Raw genomic sequence first — 25,898 nt, 5'->3', positions numbered from 1 at the left:
TGGTAAGATGCGGCTAATGAGCCAAGTGTGCCCTGCCAGGCGCCCATCAGCAAACCCAAGGACAACATGAGCGAGCATATTCACCGCCAGGTGGTACTGGATACCGAAACTACGGGTATGAACCAGGACGTGGGTCCCCACTGGCAGGGACACCGCATCATCGAGATCGGTTGCGTCGAGGTGATCAACCGCCGCCTGACCGGCCGCCACTTCCACGTCTACCTCCAGCCGGACCGGCCGGTGGACCCGGAAGCCATCGAAGTCCACGGCATCACCGACGAGTTCCTGCGTGACAAACCCCGCTTTGCCGAGGTGGCCCAGGAGTTCATCGAGTTCATCCGCGGCGCCGAGCTGGTGATCCACAACGCGCCCTTCGATATCGGCTTCATGGACCACGAGTTCCGGATGTGGAACCCGCAGCAGCAGCCCACCCAGGAGTTCTGCTCCGTCACCGACACCCTGGTGATGGCCCGCAAGCTGTTCCCGGGCAAGCGCAACAACCTGGACGTGCTCTGCGACCGTTACTTCATCGACAACTCCAGCCGCACCCTGCACGGGGCCTTGCTGGATGCCGAGATCCTGGCCGACGTCTACCTGGCCATGACCGGCGGCCAGACCAAGCTCAACCTGGTGGCGGCAGGCAGTGGTGACGGGGCCGACGCCGGTGGTGACGGCATCCGCCGCCTGGCCTTGGAGGCCGGCGCCCTCAAGGTGTTGCGGGCCAGCGAAGCCGAGCTGGCGGCCCACGAAGGGCGCCTGGACCTGGTGATGAAGAAAGGGGGCAAGTGCCTGTGGCGCGAATAAGGCTGCTGGCACTGGCCCTGCTGCCAGGCCTGCTCTGGGCGGCCGAGGCGCCGCCTGCGCCGCCGGAGGAGCCCACCTTCCTGCGTAACCTCTTCCATATCGATCAGGGGCCTTTCCAGCAGGTGTTCCGCCGCGAACCGGATACCGATGCCGTGATACTGGTGGGGCCCCAAGGCAACAAGTTCTACGCCGAGCGCCACCCCAAAGAGGTGCAGTGGTACAGCACCGATCATCTCGACATCATCCGCATCCCCGATCCCAAGCCGGGCCCCTGGCAGGCCCTGGGGGAAGTGCAGGACCACAAGGACTTTGCCGGTGTCCATTTTGCCGAGCCCCGTTGGCCCAGCCCCCGCTACGTGGGGGAGCAGGTCCAGCTCTGCCAGTCCCTGGCCGAGCCCAGCGGTGCCCTCACCCAGGACGAACTGCACGGCTTGGTGCAGGTGAGCACCTTCCTGACCAGCGCCCACCTGGGCGAAGACGACAACTTCGGTTTCAACAGCACGCCCAAGACGGCCCTGGCGCCGCAAGGCAAGGGCTATTGCACCACCTTCGCCCTGCCGGTGCTGGCCGGCCATTACCACTGGCGCGTCGAGGACAGGGCGGGCTTTGACAAGATGAGCTTCGGCCAGGACGTGGAGCTCAAACGCCTGCCGATCAAGGTGGAGGTGCCGACCCTGGACGACCCTCTGGCGCCCCACCTCTACCGCCTGACCTTGACCGACGACAGCATCCCGGCCGATTCGGTGCGGGCCGTGCTGGAGCTGCATCTTGGCAACAGGCAAAACGCCAAACGCATAGTGCGGCTCACCGGCAAGGTAGGGGAGCTGCGCTATCCTCAGACCCTGGGGCACAACATCAGCGTGACCGGCATCCTGAACTTCGAAGACAGTGACGGCCAGGCGCGCACCGTCAAGCTGGCAGACCAGATCCTGGTGGCCACGCCTCCTCCTCCCGTGGTCCGGGCACCTGCCCCTGAGCAGCCCAAGAAGGCCATTTTCTCGTGGTGGTGGCTGTTAGGCCTGCTGCCCGTGGTTTTTGCCATGTTTTGGTGGCGAATGAGGGCGCCTAGCCGCCAGGTTGATGTGGTTGAAAAGTCGCCCGAGAGGCCGGAAATTCAGCAGCAAGCATCGGAAAATGATGGCTTTTTGCTCGATCTAAGCCGCCCGGACGATATCGACGAAAAAATTTAAGAAAAGAGGTTGACGCAGGCTCGGCCCCAACCGTAGTATTTGCGCCGCACCGGGGAGACAGCCTCCCAAGCAAGGTGCTGTGCGGAGTGGTAGTTCAGTTGGTTAGAATACCGGCCTGTCACGCCGGGGGTCGCGGGTTCGAGTCCCGTCCACTCCGCCAACTTATAGATACGATGCGGCCTAAGGGCGGTGTCGTCGCGGAGGAAAGCCAAGGCTTTCCGGGGTCGCGGGCCTAGCCGGCCGCGTTGAGTCCCGTCCACTCCGCCAACTTACAATGTATCGATGGGTCGCACGCCGGTCGGTAAAAAAGAACAAGTGCGGAGTGGTAGTTCAGTTGGTTAGAATACCGGCCTGTCACGCCGGGGGTCGCGGGTTCGAGTCCCGTCCACTCCGCCACGAATTTAAACGCTGAGACAGCAGCGTTGCAGGGGAAAGCCAAGGCTTTCCGGGGCTTCAAAGTCCCATCGACCTGCCAGTGACAATGTACCGCCAGGTTGCACGCCGGTCGGTAAAAAGAATAAGTGCGGAGTGGTAGTTCAGTTGGTTAGAATACCGGCCTGTCACGCCGGGGGTCGCGGGTTCGAGTCCCGTCCACTCCGCCAGCTGCAAGACGCGATACGGCCCAGTGCGGTATCGAAGCGGAGGAAAGCCAAGGCTTTCCGGGGTCGCGGGCCTAGCCGGCCACGTTGAGTCCCGTCCACTCCGCCACTAATTTGATTTACAGCGCCAAGGCGCTGAGCGTGAAGAATAAGGTTCGGCCTTGAGCCGGACGAACAAGAATAGCGCGGAGTGGTAGTTCAGTTGGTTAGAATACCGGCCTGTCACGCCGGGGGTCGCGGGTTCGAGTCCCGTCCACTCCGCCAACAACCCCTAAGCCCGACCATCAGGTCGGGCTTTTTTATTGCCTGTCTCCGGCGGGGGCAAGCCGTTGGCTTGCTGGGGCGCGGGGCTAGGCGCCCCCACCTGGCTGGCCGCCTTGAGTCCCGGCTACTCTGTCAACAGCTCCTAAGCCCGACCATCAGGTCGGGCTTTTTTATTGCCTGTCTTCGGTGGGGAACAAGCCTGTTGCTTGCCTCGCTGCGCGTCTTGAGTCCCGCCTTCTGCTCTGTGGTTCCCGGCTTTCTTGTTCTGGATCAAGCCGCTGGGGATTTTTTGACCTACTCTTAACATGTTTTTTGTCTGCCCAGGATAGGGCGCTTTGGTTGTCGCAGCGCTGCTTGGGCTGAATCACAACGACAAAGGGAAAGGCAATGACCACCATAGGCTCTCTTTCATCCAGGATACTCTGCTTGCTGATCTTGGCATTGGCCCCCTGCCTGGCCCAGGCGGTGCCGGCCTATGCCAGGCAGACGGGGCAAAACTGTCAGGCCTGCCATGCCGGGGGTCAGTTTCCCGAGCTCACCCCCTACGGCCGCCTCTTCAAGATGACCGGCTATACCCTGGGCCGCCGCGCCCTGCCGTTGTCGGTGATGGCAGTGGCCAGCTCGGTCAGTGTCAACAACACCAGCAAGAGCGACGACCCCGGCGATGACTTCCAGAAGCGGAGCAAGCTTATCTTCGCCACCGGCAGCGTCTTCCTGGCCGGCAAGGTCACCGACAACCTGGGCCTGTTCAGCCAGTTCACCTACGACAACTACGGCAACCAGGCCGATGACGGCAGTTTCCAGGGCACCACTACCACCGACAACGTGGACATCCGCTACGCCGACCATTTGATCATGGGGGACCAGGATCTGATCTGGGGGATAAGCCTCAACAACAACCCCTCCATCTCCGATCCTTGGAATGCGGTAGCGGCCTGGATGCAGTACGTGCCCGTGCCTTCCCCCAGTGCCTACCGCTTCGTTGACGGCGAAGCCCCTTATCCCGGCTTCGGCTCGGACGGCAACATCGCCGGCCTCACCGCCTACCTGTTCTGGAACCAGAGCCTCTACGCCGAGCTGGGCTTCTACCGTTCGGCCGACCGCATCTTCTCGCCCTTCAGGGCCGGTATCACAGGGGAAGACAGGACCTACCTGGACGGCAACAACAACCCCTACTGGCGCCTGGCCTATTCCCGTGACTGGGGGGCCAACAGCCTGGAAGTGGGGGCATCGGGCATGGTCGCCCATATCTTTGACCCCGGCGCCGAGCGTAGCGATCACAACAACCTGGGGCGCACCAACAATACCGGCGTCGACAGCCAGTACCAGTACCTGCTGTTCCCCCATGCCGTGACAGTGCAGCTTTCCTACATGCACCAGGTGCAGCACTACTCGCAAAACAGCCTGGCCGACGGCTCTCCCTACTTCCAGGCCGACGGCCTGACCCCGGTGGCGCCGGTGGACGGAACCGATACCACCAACGTGCTGCGCCTCAAGGCCTCCTATATCTACCAGGCCAAGTACGGGGCCAGCCTGTCCTATTTCTCCCTGACCGGCTCCACCAACAGCCTCAACCAGTCATCGGGTTATGACAGCAACGGCCAGATCACCTCGGACGATCCCTTGGGTACCGGCATCAGCTCCAGCCGGGTCGAGGGTAACCTGAGCGGTGACCCCGAAACCCGGGGCTTTACCGGCGAACTGTTCTGGACGCCGATCCAGTACTTGCGCCTTGGCCTGCAGTACACGGCCTACAACAAGTACAACGGCGCCAGCCACAACTACGACGGTTTTGGCCGTAATGCCAGTGACAACAACACCCTGTTCTTCTATGCCTGGGCGGCTTACTGAGCAGCGCGAGGAGAAAAAACATGAAGCCTCTCAAGATGGCTGTGACCCTGGCCCTTGGCCTGGTAGCCGGCGCCTGCTCAAACACAGAGCGCTCCCGTAACCTCGATGATCCGGCCGTCCCGGCCCAGGCCATGGCGCAGCAGGCTTGCGCCCTCTGCCATGGGCAGGGCGGCCGTTCCACCAACCCGGGCTTTCCAAAACTGGCCGGCCAGCAGGCCCCTTACCTGGAGGGCCAGCTCAAGGCGTTTCGCGGCAAGAACCGCAGCGATCCTGCCGGTGAACAGTACATGTGGGGCCTCAGCAAGACCCTCACCGATGAGCAGATCGCAGGCCTCGCCAGCTATTACGCCGCCCAGACGCCAGGGGCCGCGGACGCTGGTGCCGATCCGGCCCTGGCCGCCGAGGGCAAGACCATTTTCGAAAAAGGGGTACCCGAAGAGCAGGTACCTGCCTGCAACAGCTGCCACGGCAGTAGCGGCCAGGGCAACGGGGTCATCCCCAGGATCGCCGGCCAACATGGCGACTACCTGCGCAAACAGCTGCTGATCTTCCAGGGTACCGAGCAGCGCCCCGACGGGGTGGCCATGAAGATGGTGACCCACAAGCTCAGCGACCACCAGATGCAGGCCCTGGCCGCCTATATCCAGGGGCTGTCAGCGGGCTGAGCGCCGCCTGACTAGGCTAAAGGGTGAGACGGCCGGAGGTATCGCCATGATGGAGTTTGCTTATCGCCCTTTGACCCTCCAGGTAGGGGAAGCCCGCCTGGAGGGAAACCTGACGCTGGTGCCGGCCAGCCGGGCCCTGGTGGTCTTTGCCCATGGCAGTGGCAGCAGCCGCTTCAGCCCCCGCAACCGCCAGGTGGCGCAATTTCTGAACCAGGCCGGCCTCGGCACCCTGCTGTTCGATCTCCTGACCCAGGAAGAGCACAGGGTGGATGAGCTGACCCGGGGGTTTCGCTTCGACATACCGCTGCTGGCCCGCCGCCTGGTGGGCACCCTGGATCAGCTGGCGGCCACCCCCCAGACGGCCTCCCTTAGCCTCGGCCTCTTCGGCGCCAGCACCGGCGCTGCCGCTGCCCTTATCGCCGCCGCCGAGCGGCCAAAGCGGGTTGCCGCCCTGGTGTCCCGGGGAGGCAGGGTCGACCTGGCAGGCCAGGCCCTGGCCGAGGTCCAAACGCCCAGCCTCTTCATCGTCGGCGGCGAGGACAGGGAGGTGCTGGCCCTCAACCGCCAGGCCATGGCCAGGATCCCAGGCCCCTGCCAGCTGGAGGTGGTCGAGGGGGCCACGCACCTCTTCGAGGAGCCCGGCGCCTTGGAGCAAGTGATGGCGCTGGCTGCCGCCTGGTTTGAGCGCCACCTGCTGGCCGAGGCCTGAATGCAGGAACTGGCCCGCTTCGTCTGGGAAAGCAAATACCGCCAGCCAGGAGAAAAGGGCATAGAGGACAGTTGGTGGCGGGTCGCCAGGGCCCTTGCCTCGATCGAGCCCCATGATCAGCCAGGCTGGGCCGAACGTTTTTATGAGATCCTGGCCGGCTTTCACTTCCTGCCCGGTGGCCGCATCTTGGCAGGCGCCGGCACGGCCAGGCGTGTCACCCTCTGCAACTGCTTCGTGATGGGACTCATCGAGGACGAGATGGCGGCCATCTTCGAGCACCTCAAGGAAGGGGCCCTGACGCTGCAACAGGGCGGTGGCATAGGCCTGGATTTTTCCACCCTGAGGCCGGCGGGCAGCGCCGGCGGCGCCTGTGGCACCGTCGCCTCTGGACCCATCTCCTTCATGAAGGTGTGGGACGCCATGTGCGCCACCTTGCAGTCCACCGGCAGCCGCCGCGGCGCCATGATGGCCACACTGCGCTGCGACCATCCCGACATCCTGGCCTTCATCGACGCCAAGCGCGATCCGGCAGCCCTGCGCCACTTCAACCTCTCGGTGCAGGTCACAGACGCCTTCATGGCCGCCTTGGCAGAGGGCGCCGACTGGCCGCTGCGCTTTCCGGCCCAAGGTGAGGAGCTGGTCAGGCTGCCTGCCCGCGAACTCTGGCAACGCTTGATGCAGGCCTGCTATGACAGCGCCGAGCCCGGGGTGCTTTTCATCGACCGCATCAACAGCGAGGACAACCTCCGCTACTGCGAGGCCATCTCGGCCACCAACCCCTGCGGCGAGATCCCTTTGCCGCCCTATGGCGCCTGCGATCTGGGTTCGCTCAACCTCACCGCCTTTATCCAGACCCCCTTCGGCCCCCAGGCCCACCTGGACTGGCCGGCCTTGGAAAAGGCGGTGGCCCTGGCGGTGCGGATGCTGGACGACGTCATTGACCTCTCCCACTACCCCTTGCCGGCCCAGGAGGCGCAGGCCAAGGCCTCGCGGCGCATCGGCCTCGGTGTCACCGGCCTTGGCGACGTCCTGCTGATGCTGGGGCTGCGCTATGACAGCGAGGCGGCGAGGGACTGGGCGGCGGCCCTGCTGCGGCGTATTCGCGATGCCGCCTACCAGGCCTCCATCGACCTTGCCGCCGAGAAGGGGCCTTTCCCCCTCTTCGAAGCCGGGCCCTATCTCGCCAGCCCCTTCGTGGCCAGGCTGCCAGAGGCCCTGAAAGCGGGCATAGCGAAGCAGGGCATTCGCAACAGCCATCTCCTGGCCATGGCTCCGACCGGCAGCATCAGCCTGCTGGCCGGCAACCTCTCCAGCGGCATAGAGCCGGTCTTCGACTTCCACCACCGGCGGCAGGTGCTAACGCCAGGGGGCGGCATCTGCTTCGAGGTGGAGGACTGGGCCCACGCCCTTTGGCGCCAGGGCGGCGCCAAGGCCCTGCCCGGGCACTTCGTCACCGCCCGCCAACTCAGCCCCAGGGCGCACCTGGCCATGGTGGCGGCCCTGCAGCCCTTCGTGGACAACAGCATTTCCAAGACGGTGAACATCCCCGCCGACTACCCCTTTGCCGATTTTGCCGCCCTCTACCAGGACGCCTACCGTCTTGGCCTCAAGGGCTGCACCTGCTTCAGGCCCAATGCCGTTACCAGCGCCGTACTCAGCACCGACAGCGAGCCCTGCTGTCAGCTGGAGGCGCCATGAGTCTCTGTATCCTCGGCATTGGCAATCCCCTCCATGGAGATGACGGCTTCGGCCAGGAGGCCCTGGCCCAACTGGCCGCCTACCCCTGGCCGGAAGACACCCAACTGCTGGACGGCGGCACCGGCGGCGTCACCTTGTTGCCAAGGCTCAAGGGCTGCCAACGGCTGGTGCTGCTGGATGTGGGCCGGGGGGGCAAGCCTGGGACTGTGCGCCACTACCGGCGCTTGCGGCCCTGGGCCTTGGGGGACGCCGGCTGCCTGGACCACGGTGGTGGCGCCGCCGAGCTGCTGGCGCTGCTGGCCTTGCAGCAGGCGCCGCCCCAGGTGGATCTGGTGGTGGTGATGGGCAAGCGCTTCAAGCCCTATAGCCCTGGTCTGAGCCCCGAAGTGGCGGCCGCGCTGCCGGGGCTTTGCCATTACCTTTATCACTACCTAACGGGCTTCTAGGAGGCGGCATGGCTATGGATGGGAAGGACGCTGCTGCCGGCACCCTGGCTGTGGAAGGGGTCCTTGGCACTGCGCTGCGGGTCAGGGGGGCGGTGCAGGGCGTGGGCTTCAGGCCCTTCGTCTACCGCCTGGCGACACAGATGGGCCTGGCAGGCTCTGTCCATAACGGCGGCGATCATGTGGCCATCCACCTGGCTGCCGAGGGCGCCGTGCTGGAGCGCTTTTGCCGGCGCCTGGTGGCCGAGGCGCCGCCTCATGCCCGGATCCAGGCCCTGGAGCAGGCCCCCTGGCATTTCGAGGAGGCGCCTTCTGCCTTCGTGGTGGCCCCCAGCCAGGGCTGGGCGGCCGGCGCCCTGCCGCCCCCGGATCTGGCCTGCTGCCCTGCCTGCCTGGCCGAGCTCGAGGCGTCTGGCGACCGCCGCCAGGGCTACCCCTTTATCAACTGCAGCCACTGCGGCCCCCGTTACAGCCTGGTGGCGGCCATGCCCTACCAGAGGGGCGCCACCGGCATGAAGGCCTTTGCCCTCTGCCCTGCCTGCGAGAGCCAGTACCAGGACGTCCTGGACAGGCGCTTCCATGCCGAGCCCATCGCCTGCCCAAGTTGCGGCCCCAGGCTCTGGCTGCAAGGACCACAGGGCCGTATCGAGGGCGAGCCCCAGGCACTGCTGGCCCAGTGCTGCCTTTGGCTGGCCCAGGGCAAGGTGCTGGCAATCAAGGGTATCGGCGGCTTCCAGCTGGCCGTGGATGCTCGCGCTCCCGAGGCCATAGCGCGGCTAAGGGGGCGCAAACAGCGGCCGGCCAAGCCCCTGGCGGTGATGGTCAAGGATATCGATGAGGCCAGGCGCTACTTCACGTTGAGCGCCGAGCAAATACAGCTGCTGCAAAGCCGCGCCGCCCCCATAGTGCTGCTGCCAAAGGTCGCCGCCCTGGCGCCGCTGCCTGAGCTGCTGGCCCCGGGTCAGGTCCATATCGGCCTGATGCTGGCCTACAGCCCCTTGCACTGGCTGCTGCTGGCGGCCTTCGACGGCCCCCTGGTGATGACCTCGGGCAACGCCAAAGGCGCGCCCCTTTGCACTGGCAACGACCAGGCCCTGGCCGATTTGGCTGGGTTGGCCGACGCCTTTTTGCTCCACGACAGGCCCATCTTGCGCCGCTGTGACGACTCTGTGTTGGCCTTGGAAGCAGGCCGGCCCCGCCTTATCCGCCGTGCCCGCGGCTATGTGCCTGAGACCCTTGAAATGCCTGGCCTTGAAGGCGCCGTGCTGGCCCTGGGGGGCGATCTCAAGAACGCCTTCTGCCTGACCCAGGGCGGCCAGGGGCTGTTGTCGGTACACCAGGGGGACCTTTCCCACCCCCAATGCCTCTCGGCCCTGGAAGAGGAGATAAAGGCTCTTTCTGCCCTCTGGGGCTTCAAGCCAAGATGCATCGCCGTCGATGCCCACCCCGACTATTTTTCCAGCCGCCTTGGCCGGCGCCTTGCCAAGGACGCCGGCCTGCCCCTGGTGGCGGTGCAGCACCACCATGCCCACCTGGCGGCCTGCCTGGTGGAAAACGGCCGCCAAGGGCCGGCCCTTGGCATCATCCTCGACGGCCTCGGCTATGGGGATGACGGCAGCCTCTGGGGCGGCGAGCTGCTGCTGGCGGATCTCAAAGGTTACCGTCGCCTCGGCCGCCTCAAACCCTTCCCGCTGCTGGGAGGGGACAAGGCCAATCGCCAGCCCTGGCGAAACCTGCTGGCCCAACTGGACCAGGCCGCTTGCCTCGAGGCCGGCCAGGCCCTGGTGCCGGCGCTTGCGAGCTTGGATGCCCAGGCGCTGCTGAAGGTGGCGCCCAAGGCCATGTCTACCTCTTCCATGGGCCGCCTCTTCGACGCCGTAGCGGCCTTGCTGGGGCTGGCGCCATTGGAGCTCAGTTTCGAAGGGGAGGCGGCCATGAAGCTTGAGGCCCAGGCCCTGAGCGGCCGGGAAGAGCGCTGCTATCCTTTTGATATCGCACCTGTTGATGGGCTCTGGCAGCTGGACCCGGCACCCTTTTGGCGCTCGTTGCTGGCCGACCTGAATGCCGGGTTGGACAGGGCCACGGCGGCCCTTGGCTTCCACCTCGGCCTGGCCCAGAGCCTGGCGGCCCTGGTGGCGAAGTTGCGGGATGAGGCGGATTTTACTGCTGTGGCGCTCAGCGGCGGCGTCTTCCAGAACGCCCTGCTGGCAGCCGAGCTGGAGCAGCGGCTCAAGGGCCAGGGGCTGGAGGTGCTGCGCCACGGCCTGGTGCCCTGCAACGATGGCGGCCTGGCATTGGGGCAGGCCGCCGTGGCCCTGGCCTGCAGGGGGGGAGCTTGATGGACGGGAGCCAGAGGCCGGTAGGCCATATCGAGGAGGTCCATGGCCCTGTGGTGGTCATCGCCTGCGAGGCGCTGCCGCCCCTGCGCCAGGCCCTCTGCGCCCACCTGGATCACGAGACCTACCTCTTCGAGGTGCACCAGCACCTGGACGGCCGCCATCTGCGGGCCATCACCCTGCACCGCAGCGCCGGCCTCAGCCGCGGCATGCCCGTCTTCGATACCGGGGCGCCGCTCCATGTGCCTGTCTCGCCGGATTGCCTCGGCCGGCTACTCAACATCTTCGGCGAGCCTTTGGATGGCGGCCCGCCCTTGCCAAGGCAGGCCTTTCGCAACGTCCACGAGAGGCCCATGCCGCTCTTCGAGGCCTGCGGCACAGGCGAGGTGCTGCAGACAGGCATCAAGGTCATCGACCTGCTCTGCCCCTTCGTCAAGGGCGGCAAGACGGGGCTCTTCGGCGGCGCCGGCGTCGGCAAGACGGTGTTGATCATGGAGTTCATGCACGCGGTGGCGGCGCTGCACAAAGGGGTGTCTGTGTTCGCCGGGGTTGGCGAGCGCATCCGCGAGGGCCACGAGCTCTGGCACGCCATCAAGGACGCCGGCGTCCTGCCCCAGACGCTGATGCTGTTCGGCCAGATGGACGAGTCACCTGGGGTGCGCTTTAGAGTCGGGCTCTCTGCCCTGAGCTACGCCGAATACCTGCGTGACAGCCTGCACAAGGAGGTGCTGTTCGTGATGGACAACATCTTCCGCTTCGTCCAGGCCGGCTCGGAGGTGTCGAGCCTGCTGGGGCGCATGCCGGCCACCGTCGGCTACCAGCCCACCCTCACCACCGAGGTGGCGGAGATGGAGGACAGGATCCTCTCCAGCCGCCGCGGCGCCATCACCTCGGTGCAGGCCGTCTATGTGCCGGCGGACGACATGACAGACCCCGCCGTCAACACCATCCTCAGCCATCTCGACACCCGCGTCATCCTCTCCCGCAGCCAGGCCGGCAAGGGCATCTACCCGGCCGTGGATCCCTTGCAGTCCTCCAGCAAGATGATGGACAGGCACACCCTGGGGGAACGTCACCACGGCATCGCCGAGGGAGTCAGGGAGCAGTTGGCCCGCTACCAGGAGCTGGAGGACATCATCACCATGCTGGGGGTGGAGGAACTCTCCCTGGCCGATCAGCAGACGGTCAAGCGGGCCCGCAAGCTGCAGCGCTACCTGACCCAACCCTTCTGGGCCACGGCCGCCCACACCGGCATGGCCGGCGTTTCTGTGCCGCTGGAAAAGACCCTGGCCGACTGCGAGGCCTTCCTGCTTGGCCGCCATGACGAGTTGCCGGAAGAGCAGTGTTATATGCGCGGTGCCCTGGAGGCGGCGCCATGAAGGGCTTCGAGCTCAGGCTGCTGGACACCGGCGGCACCAGGACCATCACCGGCGTGAGCCGCTTCGTCGGCGAGGACGGCTCCGGCTCCTTCGGCATCCTGCCCGGCCATGGCCGCTTCATGGCCAGCCTGGTGATGGGCCTCGCCAGATTCCGGGTGCAGGAGGGGGGCTGGCAGTACCTGGCCCTGCCCGGGGCCCTGCTCTATTTCCAGGGCGGCCGCCTGACCCTGGTCAGCCGCCACTACCTGCTGGATGACGACTACAACCGCATCAGCGAGGCCCTGGCCCGGCAGCTGCTGGCCGAGGAGGAGAAGCTGCACGGCATCAAGGAGAGCCTGGAGCGGATGGAGGAGGCGCTGATGAAGCGGCTCTGGGAAATGGGGCGACGCTGATGACGGACAAGGAAAGCCTGCGCCGCCAGGTGGAGCGCCAGGCAAAGCGCATGAAGAAGGCAGAGCAGGAGCGCTCCGGCCTTATCGGCCAGACCGTCTACATCGGCACCCTGGGGCTCATCTTCGTGCTGCCGGTGGTGGCCGGCGCCTACCTGGGGCACTGGCTGGACGGCCTGGTGGCGGGCTACTCGGTGCGTTGGACCCTGAGCCTGATCCTGTTGGGGGTCTTTGTCGGCGCCGTCAACGTCTACTTGTTCGTGAGGGACTGAGCATGGAACCCGAATCCGTCCTGCTGACCCTGGGCCCCCTGGCCATCACAGATACGGTGGTGACCACCTGGGGCATCATGGCGCTGCTCTGGCTGCTGGCCTGGCTGGCCAGCCGGCGCCTTGCCGACAGCCCCGGCCTCTGGCAGACAGCCCTGGAGGCGGTGGTGGCCACCATGGAGGAGGCGGTGCTGGCCGTCACCCCCCGTTTCGGCAAGCAGATCCTGCCTTTCGTGGCCAGCCTCTGGGTGTTCCTGGTGCTGGCCAACCTCTGCGGCCTGGTGCCTGGCCTGCATTCACCGACCCGGGATCTGTCAGCCACCGGCGCCCTGGCATTGCTGGTGTTCCTGGCCAGCCACTGGTACGGCATCCGCCTCCAGGGCCCCAGGGCCTACTTCCGCCACTACCTGGCCCCCAGCCCCATTTTGTTGCCCTTCCATCTCATCAGCGAGGTCAGCCGCACCCTGGCCCTGGCGGTGCGGCTGTTCGGCAACATCATGAGCCTGGAGATGGCGGCGCTGCTGATCCTGCTGGTGGCCGGCTTCCTGGCCCCCGTGCCCATCTTGATGCTGCACATCGTCGAGGCCCTGGTTCAGGCCTATATTTTCGGCATGCTGGCGCTGATCTACGTCGCCGGCGGCCTGGAATCACAACAAGAGCGCCAAGCGCGGGAGGAATAGATGCCCGATTTAACCGCCTTTACCCTGGCCTCGACGGTGGCCGCCGTGCTGGCCATGGCCCTGGGGGCCATGCTGCCGGCCCTGGCCATGGGCCTGGCCATCTCCAAGGCCCTGGACGCCCTGGCCCGCCAACCCGAGGCGGAGAAGGCCATCATGCGCACCCTCTTTATCGGCCTGGCCATGATCGAATCCCTGGCCATCTATGTGCTGGTGATAGTGCTGATCGTGCTGTTCCGTAATCCCTTGCTGGAATACCTGATCAAGTAGGGGGCAACTTGGAACTGAGCTGGTCGACTTTCCTGCTGGAAGGCATCAACTTCCTGGTACTGATCTGGATCCTGAAACGCTTCCTCTACGGCCCCGTGCTGGCGGTCATGGCCAGGCGCCGCGCCGCCATAGAGGCCCAGCTGGCCGAGGCCCAGTCCCGCCAGCAGCAGGCCGAGGCCATGAGCGTCCAGTACCAGGGGCGCCTGGCCGACTGGGAGAAGGAGCGGCAGCGGTTGAAGGCAGCCTTGGCCCTGGAGCTGGATGCCCAGAAGCAAAGGCACCAGGCTGCCCTCGAAGAGGAGCTGGCAGCAAGCCGGGCCCAGGCCCAGGCTGCTGATGCCCGCCAGGAGGCCCAGCGCCGGCGCCAACAGGAACTCCAGGCCCTTGCCCAGGGGGCAACCTTTGCCAGCCGGCTGCTGGCCAAGGCCGCAGGGCCCGAGCTGGAAGCGAGGCTCTTCGAACTGCTGCTGGCCGGCCTGGCGGGGCTCGATGAGCAGCAGCAGGCCGCCCTGGCCGGCCAGGGAGCTGTGCAGCTGGCCAGCGCCTATCCGCTGCCCGAGGCGGCAAGGGCCAGGCTGGAGGCCGAGCTGGCCCGGCTCCTTGGCCAAAAGCCGGCGCTTAACTACCGGGAGCAGCCCGAGCTGCTGGCCGGCTTCGAGCTCAAGTTGGGGGACTGGCTGCTGGAGGCCAACCTGCGTGAGGAGCTGCGCGGCCTGGCGGAGCTGGACCATGGCTAGGGTGCCCCGGGCTAAGGCGCCCCCGGCTAAGGCGCCCCCGGCTAGGCCCACTGAAGCAGCCCAGGGCAAGGGGCCCCTGGCGCAGCAGGCCGAATGGCTGGCGGCCTACCAGCCGGCCCTGCGCTTTCGCGAGCAGGGCAAGGTACAGTCGGTGGGAGACGGCATCGCCTGGCTGTCCGGCCTGCCGTCGGCGGCCATGGATGACGTCCTGAGCTTCGAGGACGGCAGCAGCGCCATGGTCTTCGACCTCAACCAGGATCGCCTCGGCGCCGTGCTACTGCACCAGACCGACAGCCTCAACGCCGGCACCCTGGCCATGCGCACCGGCCGCCGGCTCAGCATGCCGGTGGGGGAGGGTTTCCTCGGCCGCGTCATCGACCCCCTTGGCACTCCCCTTGACGATCTCCCGGCCCCCGAGCCGGACGGCTGGCTGCCGCTGGAGCGGCCTTCGCCGCCCATCATCGAAAGGGGCCCCGTCCAGTCGCCCCTCTATACCGGCACCAAGATCATCGACACCCTGATCCCCATAGGCCGCGGCCAGCGCCAGTTGCTGGTGGGGGACGACGGCCTTGGCCGCAGCGCCCTGGCCCTGGACGCCGTCATCAACCAGAAGGGCAAGGGGGTCTACTGCATCTATGTGCTGATCGGCCAGAAGCGCTCCACCGTCGTCAACACCATAGAGACGCTGCGCCGCTACGGCGCCCTGGAATACAGCACCCTGGTGGTGGCCGAGGCCAGCAGCCTGCCCGGCCTGCAACACCTGGCCCCCTTCGCCGGCTGCACCCTGGCCGAATACTGGATGGCCAGGGGCCAGCACGCCCTGGTGATCTATGACGATCTGGCCACCCATGCCCGCACTTACCGCGAGCTGTCCTTGCTGCTGCGCCGCCCCCCGGGCCGCGAAGCCTACCCAGGGGACATCTTCTCGGTGCACGCCAGGCTGCTGGAGCGGGCCACCTGCCTCAGCCCCGAGCTTGGCGGCGGCAGCATCACGGCCCTGCCCATAGTGGAGACCTTGCAGGGGGAGATAGCGGCCTATATCCCCACCAACCTCATCTCCATCACCGACGGCCAGATCTATCTGGACAGGACCCTCTTCGCCGGCGGCTTCAAGCCGGCCGTGGACATAGGCCGCTCCGTGTCGCGCATCGGCGGCCAGGCCCAGCACGTCGCCATCAAGGCGGAAGCGGGGCGCATGAAGCTGGACTACCTGCAGTTCCTGGAGCTGGAGGTCTTCACCCGCTTCGGTGCCAAGCTGGAGGCCAGCATGGAAGCGGCCATCAGGCGCGGCCGCATCTTGCGCGAACTGCTGAAGCAGGAACGGTTGGCGCCGGAGTCGGCCCGCTTCCAGCTGGCCTGGCTGGTGGCCTTCAACGACGGCCTCTTCGACGGCCTTGAGCCCAAAGCGGTGACGGCGCTGCTGGACAGGCTGAGGGGGTGGACGGCCCAGGGCAGCCTGACCCTGGACAGCCCCAGGGAGGCCTGGCACCAGGCCCTGGCGGCCTGGCTGGCATCGCCATGACCCGCCGCCAGGAGCTGGAACGCCACCGCCAGGGCCTCGCCGATATCCGCGAGATCATGAGCGCCATGAAGACCTTGGCGCAGATGGAAAGCCACAAACTGGTGCCGCTGCTGGCCGCCCAGGAGGCGCAGCTGGCCGCCATCACGCAGGTGGCGGCGGACTTCCTGGGCTTCCATTCGGACTGCCTGCCCCTTGCCAAGGGAACCACCCCGGTGCTGTTGCTGCTGGGCACGGAGCGCGGCTTCTGTGGCGACCTCAACCAGGCCCTGGTGCGCCGGCTGGAAACGCTGGCACCGCCGCCGCTGCTGGTGGCGGTGGGGCGCCGCCTCAAAGGTTTGGTGGCGGGCCGGCCCGAGCTGCTGGTCGCCCTGGATGGCGCCAGCGTCGCCGAAGAAGTGCCTGTCGTGCTGGAAAAGCTGGTGCCGGCCCTGGCCGCCTTGCAGATGGAGCGCGGCCCCCTGGCCTTGACGGCCCTTTTTCCCGGCTGCGAGGCGCCGCTGGCCTTGTTGCCTCCCTTCGAGGCCCTGCGCGGGGCCAAGGCCGCCTTCGCCTACCCGCCCATATTGCAGGTGCCGCCGCCCCAGTTCCTGCTGGAACTCACAGAGCAGTACCTCTTCGCGGCCCTCAACGCCCTGCTGTACCAGGGGCTGATGGCGGAGAACCACAACCGCGTCACCCACCTGGACGGGGCCGTGCGTTTCCTGGATCAGCGGGCCGAGGAGCTGGGGCGGCGCTGCAACGCCTTGCGCCAGGAGGAGATCATCGAGGAGATAGAGGTGATCCTCTTGAGCGCGGCCAGCCTGGAGGAAGCTATGGTTGGAAGAGAAAAACCGGCAGAGGAGGGCGCCCATGTGCCTGGGAGTACCGGCCCAAGTGGTGGCCATCTTGGATAGCGATCAGGCCCTGGCCCTGGCCGACAGCGGCGGGGTGCGCCGCCCCGTCAGCCTGGCGCTGCTGGCCGGCGAGGGATTGGAGGCCCTGGTGGGGCAGTGGGTGTTGCTGCACGTCGGCTTCGCCCTGGCAAGGATTGACGAGCGAGAGGCCAGGCAAACCCTGGCGCTGCTGGCCAAGATGGGGCAGGAGGGGGAGCTGTGACGTTGGAAGACTTTCGCGACCCCGGCCGGGTCAGGGTGCTGCTGGGGGCCATCCGCCAGGAGGCCGAGCCCTTGGCCCAGCGCCTTGGCCGGCCGCTGCAGATCATGGAGGTGTGCGGCGGTCATACCCACGCCATCTTCCGCTTCGGCCTCGACCAACTGCTGCCAAAGAGCATCGAATTCATCCACGGCCCCGGCTGCCCCGTCTGCGTGCTGCCGGTGGCGGCCGTCGACCAGGCCCTGGCCCTGGCCGAAAGGGGCCTGGTCCTTGCCAGCTTCGGCGACCCCATGCGGGTGCCGGGCACCCATATGAGCCTCTTGGAGGCCAAGGCCAAAGGGATGGACGTGCGCATCCTCTATTCGCCCCTCGACGCCCTGGCCCTGGCCAGGAAGGAGCCTGGACGCCAGTTCGTCTTCTTCTCCATCGGCTTCGACACCACCATGCCGGCCGCCGCCTGCTCGCTGTTGGCCGCCGCCAGGGAGGGCCTTGGCAACCTTCGCTTCCTCTGCCACCACATCCGGTTGATGCCGACCCTGGAAGCCCTGCTGACGGCAGGGGAGCTGAGGCTCGACGGCTTCGTCGGCCCAGGCCATGTGGCCACCGTCATCGGTGCCGGGGCCTTCGCACCAGTGGCGGCGCGCCATGGCAAACCGCTGGTCATCGCCGGCTTCGAGCCGGTGGATTTCCTCCAGGCCCTCTACCAGCTGCTGTTGCAGCTCAAGGAAGGGCGCTGCGCCATAGAAAACGCCTATGGCCGGGTGGTGAGCGAGGCGGGCAACCTGGCCGCCCAGGCCGCCATAGCCCAGGCCTTCGAGGAGGGCGTCGATGCCGAATGGCGCGGCCTTGGCCTGGTGCCGGGCTCCGGCGTCAGGGTCCGCGAGGCCTTCAGGGACTGGGACGCGGCGCCGCTGCTGGCTTTTGATACCTTGCCCCAGCGCCGGCCCGAGCCCTGCCAGTGCAGCCAGGTGCTGATCGGCAGGCTCAAGCCCAACCAGTGCCCCCACTTCGGCAAGGGCTGCAGCCCCCAGCATCCCCTCGGCGCCCTGATGGTGTCCACCGAGGGGGCCTGCGCCGCCTACCACCAGTACAAGGAGGCCATCCATGGCTGAGGTGACCCTGGCCCACGGCGCCGGCGGCGGCGCCATGCAAGAGCTCATCGAGGAATGCTTCCTGAAGGCCTTCGGCGATCTGCCGCTCGAGGAAAAGGAGGACCAGGCCAGGTTCAACCTCGCCGAACTCGGCGCCCAGGGCGGGGAGCTGGCCTTCACCACCGACAGCTTCGTGGTCAGCCCGCTGCGCTTTCCGGGCGGTGACATCGGCAAGCTGGCCGTCTGCGGCACCCTCAACGACCTGGCCGTCGGGGGCGCCAGGCCTCTGTACCTGAGCGCCGCCTTCATCCTCGAAGAAGGCCTGGCCCTGGAAGAGCTCCATGCCCAAGTAGCCTCCATGGCCCAGGCGGCAAGGGAGGCCGGGGTCAGCATAGTGACGGGGGACACCAAGGTGGTGGAGAGGGGCCAGGCCGACAAGCTCTTCATCACCACCACCGGCATAGGCGTCATCCCCAAGGGCCTGGCGCTGTCCATAGCTTCGGCGCGGCCGGGGGACAAGGTGCTGGTGACGGGCCCCATAGGGGATCACGGCGCCGCCGTGATGCTGGCAAGGGAAGAGCTGGGCCTGGCCGGGGATCTCGAGAGCGACTGCGCCAACCTCTATCCGCTGCTGGCCCCTGTGCTGGCTCAATGCCCTGGGGTGCGCGCCATCAGGGACGCCACCCGCGGCGGCCTGGCCGCCGTCTTGACCGAGATGGCCGCGGCCAGCCAGGTCGGCATAGCCTTGGAAGAAAGCGCCCTGCCGGTGCGGTCCCAGGTCAAGGCGCTGTGCGAGCTTTTGGGCCTGGAGCCGCTGCTGCTGGCGAACGAAGGCATGGCGGCACTGGTCGTCGCCCCCGAACAGGCTGAATTGGCCCTGGCATTGCTGCGCGAGCATCCCCTTGGCCGGCAGGCGGCCCTGGTGGGGGGGGTGAGGGCAGAGATGCCTGGCAGGCTCTGGCTGGGCACCGCCTATGGCGGCCAGCGGCTCCTTGAGCTGCCCTATGGCCTGCAGCTGCCGAGGATCTGCTGATGCACGAGCTGTCTGTGGTGCGGGCCTTGCTGGACCAGTTGACGCCCTACAGGGACAGGGCCATCGCCAGCATCCGTATAGAAATGGGGGCCCTTTCCTGCGTCGACGCCGAGCGCCTTGGTTTTTGTTTCGAGATGGTCAAGGACGAGGCGGGGCTGGCGGATGCCGAACTCCACATAGACAGGGCCCAGGCCGAGGCCCGTTGCCAGTGTTGCGGCCAAGTCTTTGAAGTCGTTGCCCTTGGCAGTCCCTGCCCCTGCGGCAGCCATGACTATACTCTGCTCACAGGACGGCAACTGCTCCTCACCGAAATAGGATTTTCCTGATGTGCGGCCACTGCGGATGTTCCAGCGATAAAGCCAGGCTCTCTGCCCCCTGGGCACCACCTGCCCTCGAACTCAAGCTCGATGAAGGCAGCCTCAAGCTGCACCAGGCCCTGCTCTCGGGCAACGACGCCCTGGCCGCCGACAACAGGCGCTGGCTGGCCGAGCACCGGATCCACTGCGTCAACCTGATGGGCACCCCAGGGGCCGGCAAGACGACGCTGCTGGAAGCCACCTTCAAGGGCGCTCCCCAAGACTGGCCGCACATGGCGGTACTGGAAGGGGACCAGCAGACCCAGAATGACGCCAGGCGCATCCATGCCGCCGGCGGCCAGGCGCTGCAGATCAACACCGGCACCGGCTGCCACCTGGATGCCGAGATGATAAAGGCCGGCCTCGATACCCTGGCCCCCAAGCCAGGTTCGCTGCTGTTCGTGGAGAATGTCGGCAACCTGGTCTGCCCGGCCCTCTTCGATCTCGGCGAGACGCGGCGGGTGGCCATGATGGCGGTCACCGACGGCGAGGACAAACCCGAGAAGTACCCCCATCTCTTTGCCAGCTGCGAGCTGGTGATCCTCAACAAGTGCGATCTGCTGCCCCATCTGGATTTCGACCTTGACAAGGTCAAGCAAGGCCTCGACCGCCTCAACCCCAGGACCCGCTTGCTGCAACTGTCCGCCAGGACTGGCCAGGGCCTGGACGCCTGGTTTGCCTGGCTGGCGGAGGGCCGCCATGGCTAAGGCCTGGTTGCCGAGGGAAAGGCTGGCAGCCCTCTTCGAAGCCTTGAAGACGGCCGGTTTCGAGGTGATAGGGCCCAAGGTCAAGGACGGCGCCATAGTGCTGGCCCCCCTCGAAGGCCCGGAGGAACTGCCGAGCGGCTGGCAGGAAAAGGCGGAGGCGGGCAGCTACCGCCTGGAAAAGACGGCCAGTCAGCGCTGCTTTGCCTGGAACACGGGCCCCCAGGGGTTAAAGCCTTTCCTGTTCAAGCCGGAAGAGGTGCTGTGGCGGGCCCACAAAACAGCGGACGGTATCGTCTTTCGCCAGGAGCAACCCCAGCAGAGCCCCAAGGCCTTTATCGGCGTCAGGGGCTGCGACCTGGCGGCCCTTGCCATCCAGGACCGGCATTTCCTTGAAGGCCTGGAACCCGACGCCCATTACCAGGCCCGGCGCCAGGGCATCTTCATCGTCGCCGTCAATTGTGCCAGGAGCGCCGCCACCTGCTTCTGTGTCTCCACCGGCGACGGCCCCCAGGCGAGCACCGGCTTCGATCTGGTGCTGGACGAGTTGGAAGCGGGCTTTTTGGTCGAGGCGGGCTCACCAAGGGGCAGGGCCATCGCCGCAAGCCTGCCCTTAGAAAAAGCCAGCCCCGCCCGGTTCCAGGCGGCGGAGAAGCAGCTGCAAGGGGCCAGAAAGCAGCAGCGGGTCATGCCGGCCCAGGCCGAACTGGCCAAACTGGTTGACGCCCTGGACCATGAGCGCTGGCAACAGGTGGCCGAGCGCTGCCTCGCTTGCGGCAACTGCACCTCCGTCTGCCCCACCTGTTTCTGCTCCAAGCAGCAGAGCCTGGGAGACATCCATGGCCTGGAGGCACAGCAGCAGCGGCTCTGGGACTCCTGCTTCTCGGTGCAGCACAGCTATGTGGCCGGCAAGGTGGTGCGGTTCGATATCAAGCACCGCTACCGCCAGTGGCTGGTGCATAAGCTCGCCACCTGGCAGCAGCAGTTCGGCCGCAGCGGCTGCGTGGGCTGCGGCCGCTGCATCGCCTGGTGCCCCGTGGCCATCGACCTGGTGGAAGAGGCCAAGGCCATCTTGGAGGGCGGCCATGACTGAGCCCCTGGCCGTGACCCTGGTCAAGAACGTCGAGGAGATCCCCGGCACCCACACCCTGCACCTGGCCTTGCCGCCGGGCCACCCCTTCGACTTCCACTTCGGCCAGTTCAACATGCTCTACCTCCTGGGGGTGGGGGAGGTGCCCATCTCCATCATGGGCTGGCAGGACGAACTGCTGCTGCATACGGTGCGGGCCCAGGGCCTGGTCACCAAGCCGCTGCTGGCACTAAAACCCGGAAGCCAGCTGGGGCTGCGCGGCCCCTATGGCCAAGGCTGGCCCCTGGCCAAACTTAGGGGCAAGGAACTGCTCTTTATCACCGCAGGCCTCGGCTGCGCCCCTGTAGTGGCGGCCATCCGTCACGCCGTCAGCCACAGGCAGCAGTTTGGCCGGATCTGCATACTTCAAGGGGTCAAGCACCACCAGGATCTGCTCTGGCAGCCCCAGTACGAGGCCTGGCAGCGCCAGGGCTGCCAGGTGTTGCTGGCGGCCAGCGAGGAAAAGAAGCGCCGCCACCACTGGAAGCTCGGCATGGTCACAGAGCTGCTGGACCAGGCTCAGCTGGACGTCGCCAACTGCGCCGTGCTGATGTGCGGCCCCGAGATCATGATGCATGCGGCCATCAAGACCCTGGCGGCCATGGGAATGCCGGATGAGGCCCTCTATTTGAGCCTGGAGCGCAACTTCCAATGCGGCATCGGCTCCTGCGGCCATTGCCAACTGGGCCCCTATTTCGTCTGCAAGGACGGCCCCGTCTTCCACTACCCCGTCATCAAAAACTGGTTCGGCCGGGAGGGGATATGACCAAGCTGCGCCTGGCCGTCCATAAGCTCACCTCCTGCTCCGGCTGCCAGTTGGCGCTGCTGAACCAGGGCCCCGGGCTGTTGGCGCTGCTGGAGGAGGTGGAGATCCTCCATTTCATCGAGGCGGGGGCCGAGGATCCCGACGCCCAGGTGGACTTGGCCCTGGTGGAGGGCAGCGTCTCCACCCCGGCCGACCTCGAACGGCTCAAGCGCATCAGGAGCAACAGCAAGCTGCTGGTGACCATGGGGGCCTGCGCCACCAGCGGCGGCGTCCAGGCCCTTCGCAACCTGGCGGACGCCAAGGATTGGATGGCCGCCGTCTACGCCAGGCCCGACTTCATCGCCACCCTGGCCAGCTCCACCCCCGTCGCCGAGCACGTCAAGGTGGACTTCGAACTCTGGGGCTGCCCCATCACGGCCCAGCAGCTCAACCATTTCGTCCGGCTGCTGCGCCTCGGCACCCTGGCCCGTGACGACGCCGAGAAGCTGTGCATGGACTGCAAGCGCCGCCAGCAGGTGTGCGTGGTGGTGACACAAGGGGCCCCTTGCCTGGGGCCTGTGGTGCGCACCGGCTGTGGCGCCCTCTGCCCGGCCTTCGGCAGGCCCTGCTACGGCTGCTTCGGCCCCTCGGAGCAGCCCAACGGCGACAGCCTCGCCAACCGCTTCGCCGGCCTTGGCCTGCTGCCAGAAGAGGTGGCCAAGCGCTTCGCGGCCATCCATAGCCACAACCCTGCCTTCAATGCGCAATACCGGCGCTGGCAGGGCATCGACGTCAGGGAGCTGGAATGAAGAAGCGCCGCATCCAGCTCAAGGTGCCCTTCGTCACCCGCCTGGAAGGGGAAGGGGCCCTGGAGCTGTCCGCCAGGGGCGACAAGATAGAGGCGCTGCATCTGGCCATCTTCGAGCCGCCGCGGCTCTTCGAGAAGTTCCTTGAGGGCCGCGCCTTTCACGAGGTACCGGATCTGGCGGCCCGGATCTGCGGGATCTGCCCCATGGCCTACCAGCTCACCGCCATCCAGGCCATGGAGAGCCTCTTCGGTCTTGAGCTGCCCGAGCCCCTGGTGCGGCTGCGGCGCATCATGAACCTGGGGGAATGGGTGCAGAGCCACGCCCTGCATATCCACTTCCTGGCAGCCCCGGATTTCCTGGGTTTCGACCACGCCATGGCCATGGCCAAGGTGTACCCTGATGTGCTGGCGCGCGGCATGCAGCTGCAGGCCGCGGGCAATGCGTTGATGGCCCTGCTGGGGGGGCGCTCCGTACACCCAGTGGGGCTGGTGGTGGGGGGCTTTGGCCGGCTGCCGGACCTTGATGCCTGGCGGCAGGCCCAGGAGCTGGTGGACAAGGCCCTGCCGGCAGCGACAGCCCTGGTGCGTTGGACGGCGGCACTGGAGCTGCCCGACTATGGCCAGGATTTCATCTGGGTCAGCCTCAAGGACGAAAACCAGTACCCCATCAACGGCGGCGCCATCGCCTGCTCAAACGGCCTGGAACTGGGCTACGGCGACTATCGGCAGCATTTCCATGAACACCAGGTGCCCCATTCCACGGCCCTCTACTCGCTGCTGGACGGCAAGGACTATCTGGTGGGGCCCCTTGCCAGAGTCAACAACAACTTCCCCGTGCTGCCCGAGGAGACAAGGGCCTTGGCGACGGACTGCGGCCTTGGCTTTCCCAGCCGCAACATGTTCCAGAGCATCCAGGCGAGGGCCCTGGAGATCCACGGCGCCCTGGTGGAGGTCAGAAGGCTGATGGCCCTTGGCCTGCCGGCTGGCCCGGCCAATCTGCCGGCCGAGCCGAGGGCAGGGGACTGCTGCTTCGCCACAGAGGCGCCGAGGGGCCTCATCTACCACAGCTACCGGCTGGACGGGCAGGGCAGGGTACAGAGCTGCACCATAATCCCCCCCACCAGCCAGAACCAGGCCAGGATAGAACAGGACCTGCATCACTGCGTGCCCCGCTTCGGCTTCGACAGGAGCGACGAAGAGCTCAAGTTTTTCTGCGAGCGGCTCATTCGCAACTACGATCCCTGCATCTCCTGCTCCACCCATTTCCTGGATTTTCGGATAAGGCGCCTCGGCGCCTGACATTCACCAGATAAGGGAAGGCAAGACATGGACTTTCCGATCATCACCAAGGCCAAGGGGGCTGGCCCCGCGCCCAACCTGGCGGACTATCGCCAGTATTGCCAGGACTTCGACTGGCAACAGGCCAGGGACGCCATCCAGGGCCTTGGCGGCGGCATCAACATCGCCTTTGAGGCCCTGGACAGGCAGCTTGAGGAAGGCCGGGGCAGCCAGACCGCCCTCATCTGGCTGGGCAAGGCGGGGCAGCGCCAGGCCTTCAGCTATGCCGAGCTGACCAAGCTTGCCAACCGCTTCGCCAATGTACTGACCGGGCTCGGCATCCAGAAGGGCGAGGCCGTATTCAGCCTGGCCGGCCGCACCCCCCAGCTCTACGGCGCCCTGCTGGGCAGCCTCAAGGCCGGGGCCGTCTTCTGCCCCCTCTTCTCCGCCTTCGGCCCCGAGCCCATCCAGGCCAGGATGACGTTGGGGGACGCCAGGGTGCTGGTGACCAGCGCCCACCACTACAGGCGCAAGGTAGAGGCCTGGCGGGAACAAGTGCCCCATCTCAAGGCGGTGCTGCTCTACGACTGCAAGGGGGAGTGCCCGCAGGGCTGCCTGGATCTGGACCAGGCCCTGGCGGATGCAAGCGATGCCTTCGTGACCCTGGTAACGGCCCCAGAGGACAGGGCCCTGCTGCATTTCACCAGCGGCACCACCGGCAAGCCCAAGGGCGCCATCCATGTCCATGAGGCTGTGGTCTACCACCAGTATTCGGGGTGGCTGGCCCTGGATCTGCACCCCGGCGACATCTACTGGTGCACGGCCGACCCCGGCTGGGTCACGGGCACCACTTACGGGGTGATCTCGCCGCTGTGCAACGGCGTCACCCTGGTAGTGGACGAGGCGGACTTCGAGCCGGAGCGCTGGTACCAGATCCTGGAGCGGGAAAAGGTCAACGTCTGGTACACGGCCCCCACCGCCATCCGCATGCTGATGAAGGTGGGTGAGCAGATGCTGGCCGGCCGGGACCTCAGCGCCCTGCGTTTCCTGGCCAGCGTCGGAGAGCCCCTCAACCCCGAGGCGGTGGTCTGGAGCAACCGGGTGTTCGGCAAGCCCTTCCACGACAACTGGTGGCAGACGGAGACGGGGGGCATCATGCTGGCCAACTTCGCCGCCGAACCCATCAAGCCCGGCTCCATGGGCAGGCCCCTGCCCGGCATCGAAGCGGCCATAGTGCAGCTGGACGACAAGGGGGAACTCCATGAGCTGGCCGAAGGCCAGGCCGGGGAGCTGGCCCTGCGCCCCGGCTGGCCCTCCATGTGCCGCGGCTACCTCAACGAGGAACAGCGCTACCAGGAATGCTTCAAGGGCGGCTGGTACCTCTCAGGCGATCTCGCCTACCGGGACGGCGACGGCTACTACTGGTTCGTCGGCCGCAGCAAGGATCTCATCAAGTCCGCCGGCCACCTGATAGGCCCCTTCGAGGTGGAAAGCGCCCTGCTGGAGCACCCGGCCGTGGCCGAGGCCGGTGTCATAGGGGTGCCGGACGAGGTGGCGGGGGAGGTGGTCAAGGCCTTCGTGGCCCTCAAGCCCGGCTTCGAGGCAAGCATTGAACTGCTGGACAGCCTCATGGCCCATGCCCGCAAGGCCCTGGGGGCGGCGGTGGCGCCGCGCACCATCGCCATCAAGGACAACCTGCCCAAGACCCGCAGCGGCAAGATCATGCGCCGCCTGCTCAAGGCCCGCGAGCTGGGCCTGCCCGAAGGGGACATCTCCACCCTGGAAAGTGACGAAGGAGGCCGCCATGAAGTCCAGGAATGAAAAGCGGCTCCCACCCGAGGGAGACATCTCATCCGCTGC

General features: G+C 66.5%; 26 protein-coding genes and 4 tRNA genes. All 30 read left to right on the top strand.

Going from position 1 to position 25,898, the window contains the following annotated elements:
* Nucleotides 1-66 precede the first annotated feature (66 nt).
* On the top strand, nt 67-804 hold the full coding sequence (dnaQ, locus tag PVT67_RS11065; protein ID WP_301493680.1) for a DNA polymerase III subunit epsilon: 738 nt from the start codon (nt 67-69) through the stop codon (nt 802-804).
* Nucleotides 792-1,994 carry a hypothetical protein gene (locus tag PVT67_RS11060; RefSeq protein ID WP_301493679.1) on the top strand — a complete coding sequence of 401 codons (1,203 nt, stop codon included), beginning with the start codon at nt 792-794 and terminating at the stop codon, nt 1,992-1,994. The genes dnaQ and PVT67_RS11060 overlap by 13 nt, the downstream gene beginning before the upstream one ends.
* 83 nt (nt 1,995-2,077) lie before the next feature.
* Nucleotides 2,078-2,154 (top strand) — tRNA-Asp (locus PVT67_RS11055).
* Between the two features lie 159 nt (nt 2,155-2,313).
* Nucleotides 2,314-2,390, top strand: a tRNA-Asp gene (locus PVT67_RS11050).
* Between the two features lie 129 nt (nt 2,391-2,519).
* A tRNA-Asp gene (locus PVT67_RS11045) sits at nt 2,520-2,596 on the top strand.
* A 184-nt stretch (nt 2,597-2,780) separates the two neighbouring features.
* Nucleotides 2,781-2,857 (top strand) — tRNA-Asp (locus tag PVT67_RS11040).
* Nucleotides 2,858-3,283: 426 nt separating this feature from the next.
* On the top strand, nt 3,284-4,708 hold the full coding sequence (locus tag PVT67_RS11035; RefSeq protein WP_301493678.1) for a cytochrome C: 1,425 nt from the start codon (nt 3,284-3,286) through the stop codon (nt 4,706-4,708).
* A 20-nt stretch (nt 4,709-4,728) separates the two neighbouring features.
* Nucleotides 4,729-5,373: a c-type cytochrome gene (locus tag PVT67_RS11030; protein WP_301493676.1), complete on the top strand. Its 645-nt coding sequence runs from the start codon at nt 4,729-4,731 to the stop codon at nt 5,371-5,373.
* 46 nt (nt 5,374-5,419) lie between these two features.
* Complete coding sequence (locus tag PVT67_RS11025) at nt 5,420-6,082, top strand: dienelactone hydrolase family protein (RefSeq protein ID WP_301493674.1); 663 nt, start codon at nt 5,420-5,422, stop codon at nt 6,080-6,082.
* A complete protein-coding gene (locus PVT67_RS11020) occupies nt 6,083-7,780 on the top strand; it encodes an adenosylcobalamin-dependent ribonucleoside-diphosphate reductase (RefSeq protein ID WP_301493672.1) in 1,698 nt (565 codons plus the stop codon).
* On the top strand, nt 7,777-8,226 hold the full coding sequence (locus tag PVT67_RS11015) for a hydrogenase maturation protease (protein WP_301493671.1): 450 nt from the start codon (nt 7,777-7,779) through the stop codon (nt 8,224-8,226). Before PVT67_RS11020 ends, PVT67_RS11015 begins: the two co-directional genes overlap by 4 nt.
* A gap of 8 nt (nt 8,227-8,234) precedes the next feature.
* Nucleotides 8,235-10,562 carry a carbamoyltransferase HypF gene (gene hypF, locus PVT67_RS11010; RefSeq protein ID WP_301493670.1) on the top strand — a complete coding sequence of 776 codons (2,328 nt, stop codon included), beginning with the start codon at nt 8,235-8,237 and terminating at the stop codon, nt 10,560-10,562.
* Entirely contained in the window at nt 10,562-11,938 is a 1,377-nt protein-coding gene (gene atpD / locus PVT67_RS11005; protein WP_301493669.1) for a F0F1 ATP synthase subunit beta, read from the top strand. Before hypF ends, atpD begins: the two co-directional genes overlap by 1 nt.
* Complete coding sequence (locus PVT67_RS11000; RefSeq protein WP_301493668.1) at nt 11,935-12,330, top strand: F0F1 ATP synthase subunit delta/epsilon; 396 nt, start codon at nt 11,935-11,937, stop codon at nt 12,328-12,330. Before atpD ends, PVT67_RS11000 begins: the two co-directional genes overlap by 4 nt.
* A complete protein-coding gene (locus PVT67_RS10995; protein ID WP_301493667.1) occupies nt 12,330-12,599 on the top strand; it encodes an AtpZ/AtpI family protein in 270 nt (89 codons plus the stop codon). The genes PVT67_RS11000 and PVT67_RS10995 overlap by 1 nt, the downstream gene beginning before the upstream one ends.
* Nucleotides 12,600-12,601: 2 nt before the next feature.
* A complete protein-coding gene (locus PVT67_RS10990; protein WP_301493666.1) occupies nt 12,602-13,276 on the top strand; it encodes a F0F1 ATP synthase subunit A in 675 nt (224 codons plus the stop codon).
* Nucleotides 13,277-13,543, top strand: a complete 267-nt coding sequence (atpE, locus tag PVT67_RS10985; protein WP_301493664.1) for an ATP synthase F0 subunit C — start codon at nt 13,277-13,279, stop codon at nt 13,541-13,543. It abuts the gene before it with no gap.
* Nucleotides 13,544-13,551: 8 nt separating this feature from the next.
* Nucleotides 13,552-14,280, top strand: coding sequence for a F0F1 ATP synthase subunit delta (locus PVT67_RS10980; RefSeq protein WP_301493663.1), 729 nt, complete (start codon nt 13,552-13,554; stop codon nt 14,278-14,280).
* Nucleotides 14,273-15,802 carry a F0F1 ATP synthase subunit alpha gene (locus tag PVT67_RS10975; RefSeq protein WP_301493661.1) on the top strand — a complete coding sequence of 510 codons (1,530 nt, stop codon included), beginning with the start codon at nt 14,273-14,275 and terminating at the stop codon, nt 15,800-15,802. Before PVT67_RS10980 ends, PVT67_RS10975 begins: the two co-directional genes overlap by 8 nt.
* A complete protein-coding gene (locus PVT67_RS10970; RefSeq protein ID WP_301493660.1) occupies nt 15,799-16,695 on the top strand; it encodes a F0F1 ATP synthase subunit gamma in 897 nt (298 codons plus the stop codon). Before PVT67_RS10975 ends, PVT67_RS10970 begins: the two co-directional genes overlap by 4 nt.
* Complete coding sequence (locus PVT67_RS10965) at nt 16,652-16,897, top strand: HypC/HybG/HupF family hydrogenase formation chaperone (protein ID WP_301493659.1); 246 nt, start codon at nt 16,652-16,654, stop codon at nt 16,895-16,897. The genes PVT67_RS10970 and PVT67_RS10965 overlap by 44 nt, the downstream gene beginning before the upstream one ends.
* Entirely contained in the window at nt 16,894-18,006 is a 1,113-nt protein-coding gene (gene hypD / locus PVT67_RS10960; protein ID WP_301493657.1) for a hydrogenase formation protein HypD, read from the top strand. The genes PVT67_RS10965 and hypD overlap by 4 nt, the downstream gene beginning before the upstream one ends.
* Nucleotides 17,999-19,018 carry a hydrogenase expression/formation protein HypE gene (gene hypE, locus PVT67_RS10955; protein ID WP_301493655.1) on the top strand — a complete coding sequence of 340 codons (1,020 nt, stop codon included), beginning with the start codon at nt 17,999-18,001 and terminating at the stop codon, nt 19,016-19,018. The genes hypD and hypE overlap by 8 nt, the downstream gene beginning before the upstream one ends.
* The gene (locus tag PVT67_RS10950; protein WP_301493653.1) at nt 19,018-19,344 is read left to right on the top strand and encodes a hydrogenase maturation nickel metallochaperone HypA/HybF; all 327 of its coding nucleotides are present in this window, start codon (nt 19,018-19,020) and stop codon (nt 19,342-19,344) included. Before hypE ends, PVT67_RS10950 begins: the two co-directional genes overlap by 1 nt.
* On the top strand, nt 19,344-20,081 hold the full coding sequence (gene hypB / locus PVT67_RS10945) for a hydrogenase nickel incorporation protein HypB (protein ID WP_301493651.1): 738 nt from the start codon (nt 19,344-19,346) through the stop codon (nt 20,079-20,081). Before PVT67_RS10950 ends, hypB begins: the two co-directional genes overlap by 1 nt.
* Complete coding sequence (locus PVT67_RS10940) at nt 20,074-21,171, top strand: 4Fe-4S dicluster domain-containing protein (RefSeq protein WP_301493649.1); 1,098 nt, start codon at nt 20,074-20,076, stop codon at nt 21,169-21,171. Before hypB ends, PVT67_RS10940 begins: the two co-directional genes overlap by 8 nt.
* Nucleotides 21,164-21,973, top strand: a complete 810-nt coding sequence (locus tag PVT67_RS10935) for an FAD/NAD(P)-binding protein (RefSeq protein WP_301493647.1) — start codon at nt 21,164-21,166, stop codon at nt 21,971-21,973. Before PVT67_RS10940 ends, PVT67_RS10935 begins: the two co-directional genes overlap by 8 nt.
* A complete protein-coding gene (locus tag PVT67_RS10930) occupies nt 21,970-22,761 on the top strand; it encodes an NADH-quinone oxidoreductase subunit B family protein (RefSeq protein WP_301493645.1) in 792 nt (263 codons plus the stop codon). Before PVT67_RS10935 ends, PVT67_RS10930 begins: the two co-directional genes overlap by 4 nt.
* The gene (locus tag PVT67_RS10925; RefSeq protein ID WP_301493643.1) at nt 22,758-24,059 is read left to right on the top strand and encodes a Ni/Fe hydrogenase subunit alpha; all 1,302 of its coding nucleotides are present in this window, start codon (nt 22,758-22,760) and stop codon (nt 24,057-24,059) included. The genes PVT67_RS10930 and PVT67_RS10925 overlap by 4 nt, the downstream gene beginning before the upstream one ends.
* A gap of 27 nt (nt 24,060-24,086) precedes the next feature.
* Nucleotides 24,087-25,859: an acetate--CoA ligase gene (gene acsA / locus PVT67_RS10920; RefSeq protein WP_301493642.1), complete on the top strand. Its 1,773-nt coding sequence runs from the start codon at nt 24,087-24,089 to the stop codon at nt 25,857-25,859.
* Nucleotides 25,860-25,898: the final 39 nt, after the last annotated feature.

This window comes from Gallaecimonas kandeliae (genome assembly GCF_030450055.1).
Lineage (GTDB): Bacteria > Pseudomonadota > Gammaproteobacteria > Enterobacterales > Gallaecimonadaceae > Gallaecimonas > Gallaecimonas kandeliae.
This window is presented reverse-complemented; position numbering and strand designations above follow the sequence as displayed.

Excerpts from the sequence above, each read along its gene's own strand:
- PVT67_RS11020 (WP_301493672.1), top strand. The coding sequence starts at position 6,083 with ATGCAGGAACTGGCCCGCTTCGTCTGGGAAAGCAAATACCGCCAGCCA.
- PVT67_RS10930 (WP_301493645.1), top strand. The coding sequence starts at position 21,970 with ATGACCAAGCTGCGCCTGGCCGTCCATAAGCTCACCTCCTGCTCCGGC.
- PVT67_RS10995 (WP_301493667.1), top strand. The coding sequence starts at position 12,330 with ATGACGGACAAGGAAAGCCTGCGCCGCCAGGTGGAGCGCCAGGCAAAG.
- PVT67_RS10940 (WP_301493649.1), top strand. The coding sequence starts at position 20,074 with ATGGCTAAGGCCTGGTTGCCGAGGGAAAGGCTGGCAGCCCTCTTCGAA.
- hypE (WP_301493655.1), top strand. The coding sequence starts at position 17,999 with ATGGCTGAGGTGACCCTGGCCCACGGCGCCGGCGGCGGCGCCATGCAA.
- dnaQ (WP_301493680.1), top strand. The coding sequence starts at position 67 with ATGAGCGAGCATATTCACCGCCAGGTGGTACTGGATACCGAAACTACG.
- PVT67_RS11000 (WP_301493668.1), top strand. The coding sequence starts at position 11,935 with ATGAAGGGCTTCGAGCTCAGGCTGCTGGACACCGGCGGCACCAGGACC.
- PVT67_RS11030 (WP_301493676.1), top strand. The coding sequence starts at position 4,729 with ATGAAGCCTCTCAAGATGGCTGTGACCCTGGCCCTTGGCCTGGTAGCC.
- PVT67_RS10990 (WP_301493666.1), top strand. The coding sequence starts at position 12,602 with ATGGAACCCGAATCCGTCCTGCTGACCCTGGGCCCCCTGGCCATCACA.
- PVT67_RS10970 (WP_301493660.1), top strand. The coding sequence starts at position 15,799 with ATGACCCGCCGCCAGGAGCTGGAACGCCACCGCCAGGGCCTCGCCGAT.
- hypB (WP_301493651.1), top strand. The coding sequence starts at position 19,344 with ATGTGCGGCCACTGCGGATGTTCCAGCGATAAAGCCAGGCTCTCTGCC.
- PVT67_RS10950 (WP_301493653.1), top strand. The coding sequence starts at position 19,018 with ATGCACGAGCTGTCTGTGGTGCGGGCCTTGCTGGACCAGTTGACGCCC.
- PVT67_RS10925 (WP_301493643.1), top strand. The coding sequence starts at position 22,758 with ATGAAGAAGCGCCGCATCCAGCTCAAGGTGCCCTTCGTCACCCGCCTG.
- PVT67_RS11015 (WP_301493671.1), top strand. The coding sequence starts at position 7,777 with ATGAGTCTCTGTATCCTCGGCATTGGCAATCCCCTCCATGGAGATGAC.
- hypF (WP_301493670.1), top strand. The coding sequence starts at position 8,235 with ATGGCTATGGATGGGAAGGACGCTGCTGCCGGCACCCTGGCTGTGGAA.
- PVT67_RS11025 (WP_301493674.1), top strand. The coding sequence starts at position 5,420 with ATGATGGAGTTTGCTTATCGCCCTTTGACCCTCCAGGTAGGGGAAGCC.
- PVT67_RS10975 (WP_301493661.1), top strand. The coding sequence starts at position 14,273 with ATGGCTAGGGTGCCCCGGGCTAAGGCGCCCCCGGCTAAGGCGCCCCCG.
- atpD (WP_301493669.1), top strand. The coding sequence starts at position 10,562 with ATGGACGGGAGCCAGAGGCCGGTAGGCCATATCGAGGAGGTCCATGGC.
- PVT67_RS10965 (WP_301493659.1), top strand. The coding sequence starts at position 16,652 with ATGTGCCTGGGAGTACCGGCCCAAGTGGTGGCCATCTTGGATAGCGAT.
- acsA (WP_301493642.1), top strand. The coding sequence starts at position 24,087 with ATGGACTTTCCGATCATCACCAAGGCCAAGGGGGCTGGCCCCGCGCCC.
- PVT67_RS10935 (WP_301493647.1), top strand. The coding sequence starts at position 21,164 with ATGACTGAGCCCCTGGCCGTGACCCTGGTCAAGAACGTCGAGGAGATC.
- atpE (WP_301493664.1), top strand. The coding sequence starts at position 13,277 with ATGCCCGATTTAACCGCCTTTACCCTGGCCTCGACGGTGGCCGCCGTG.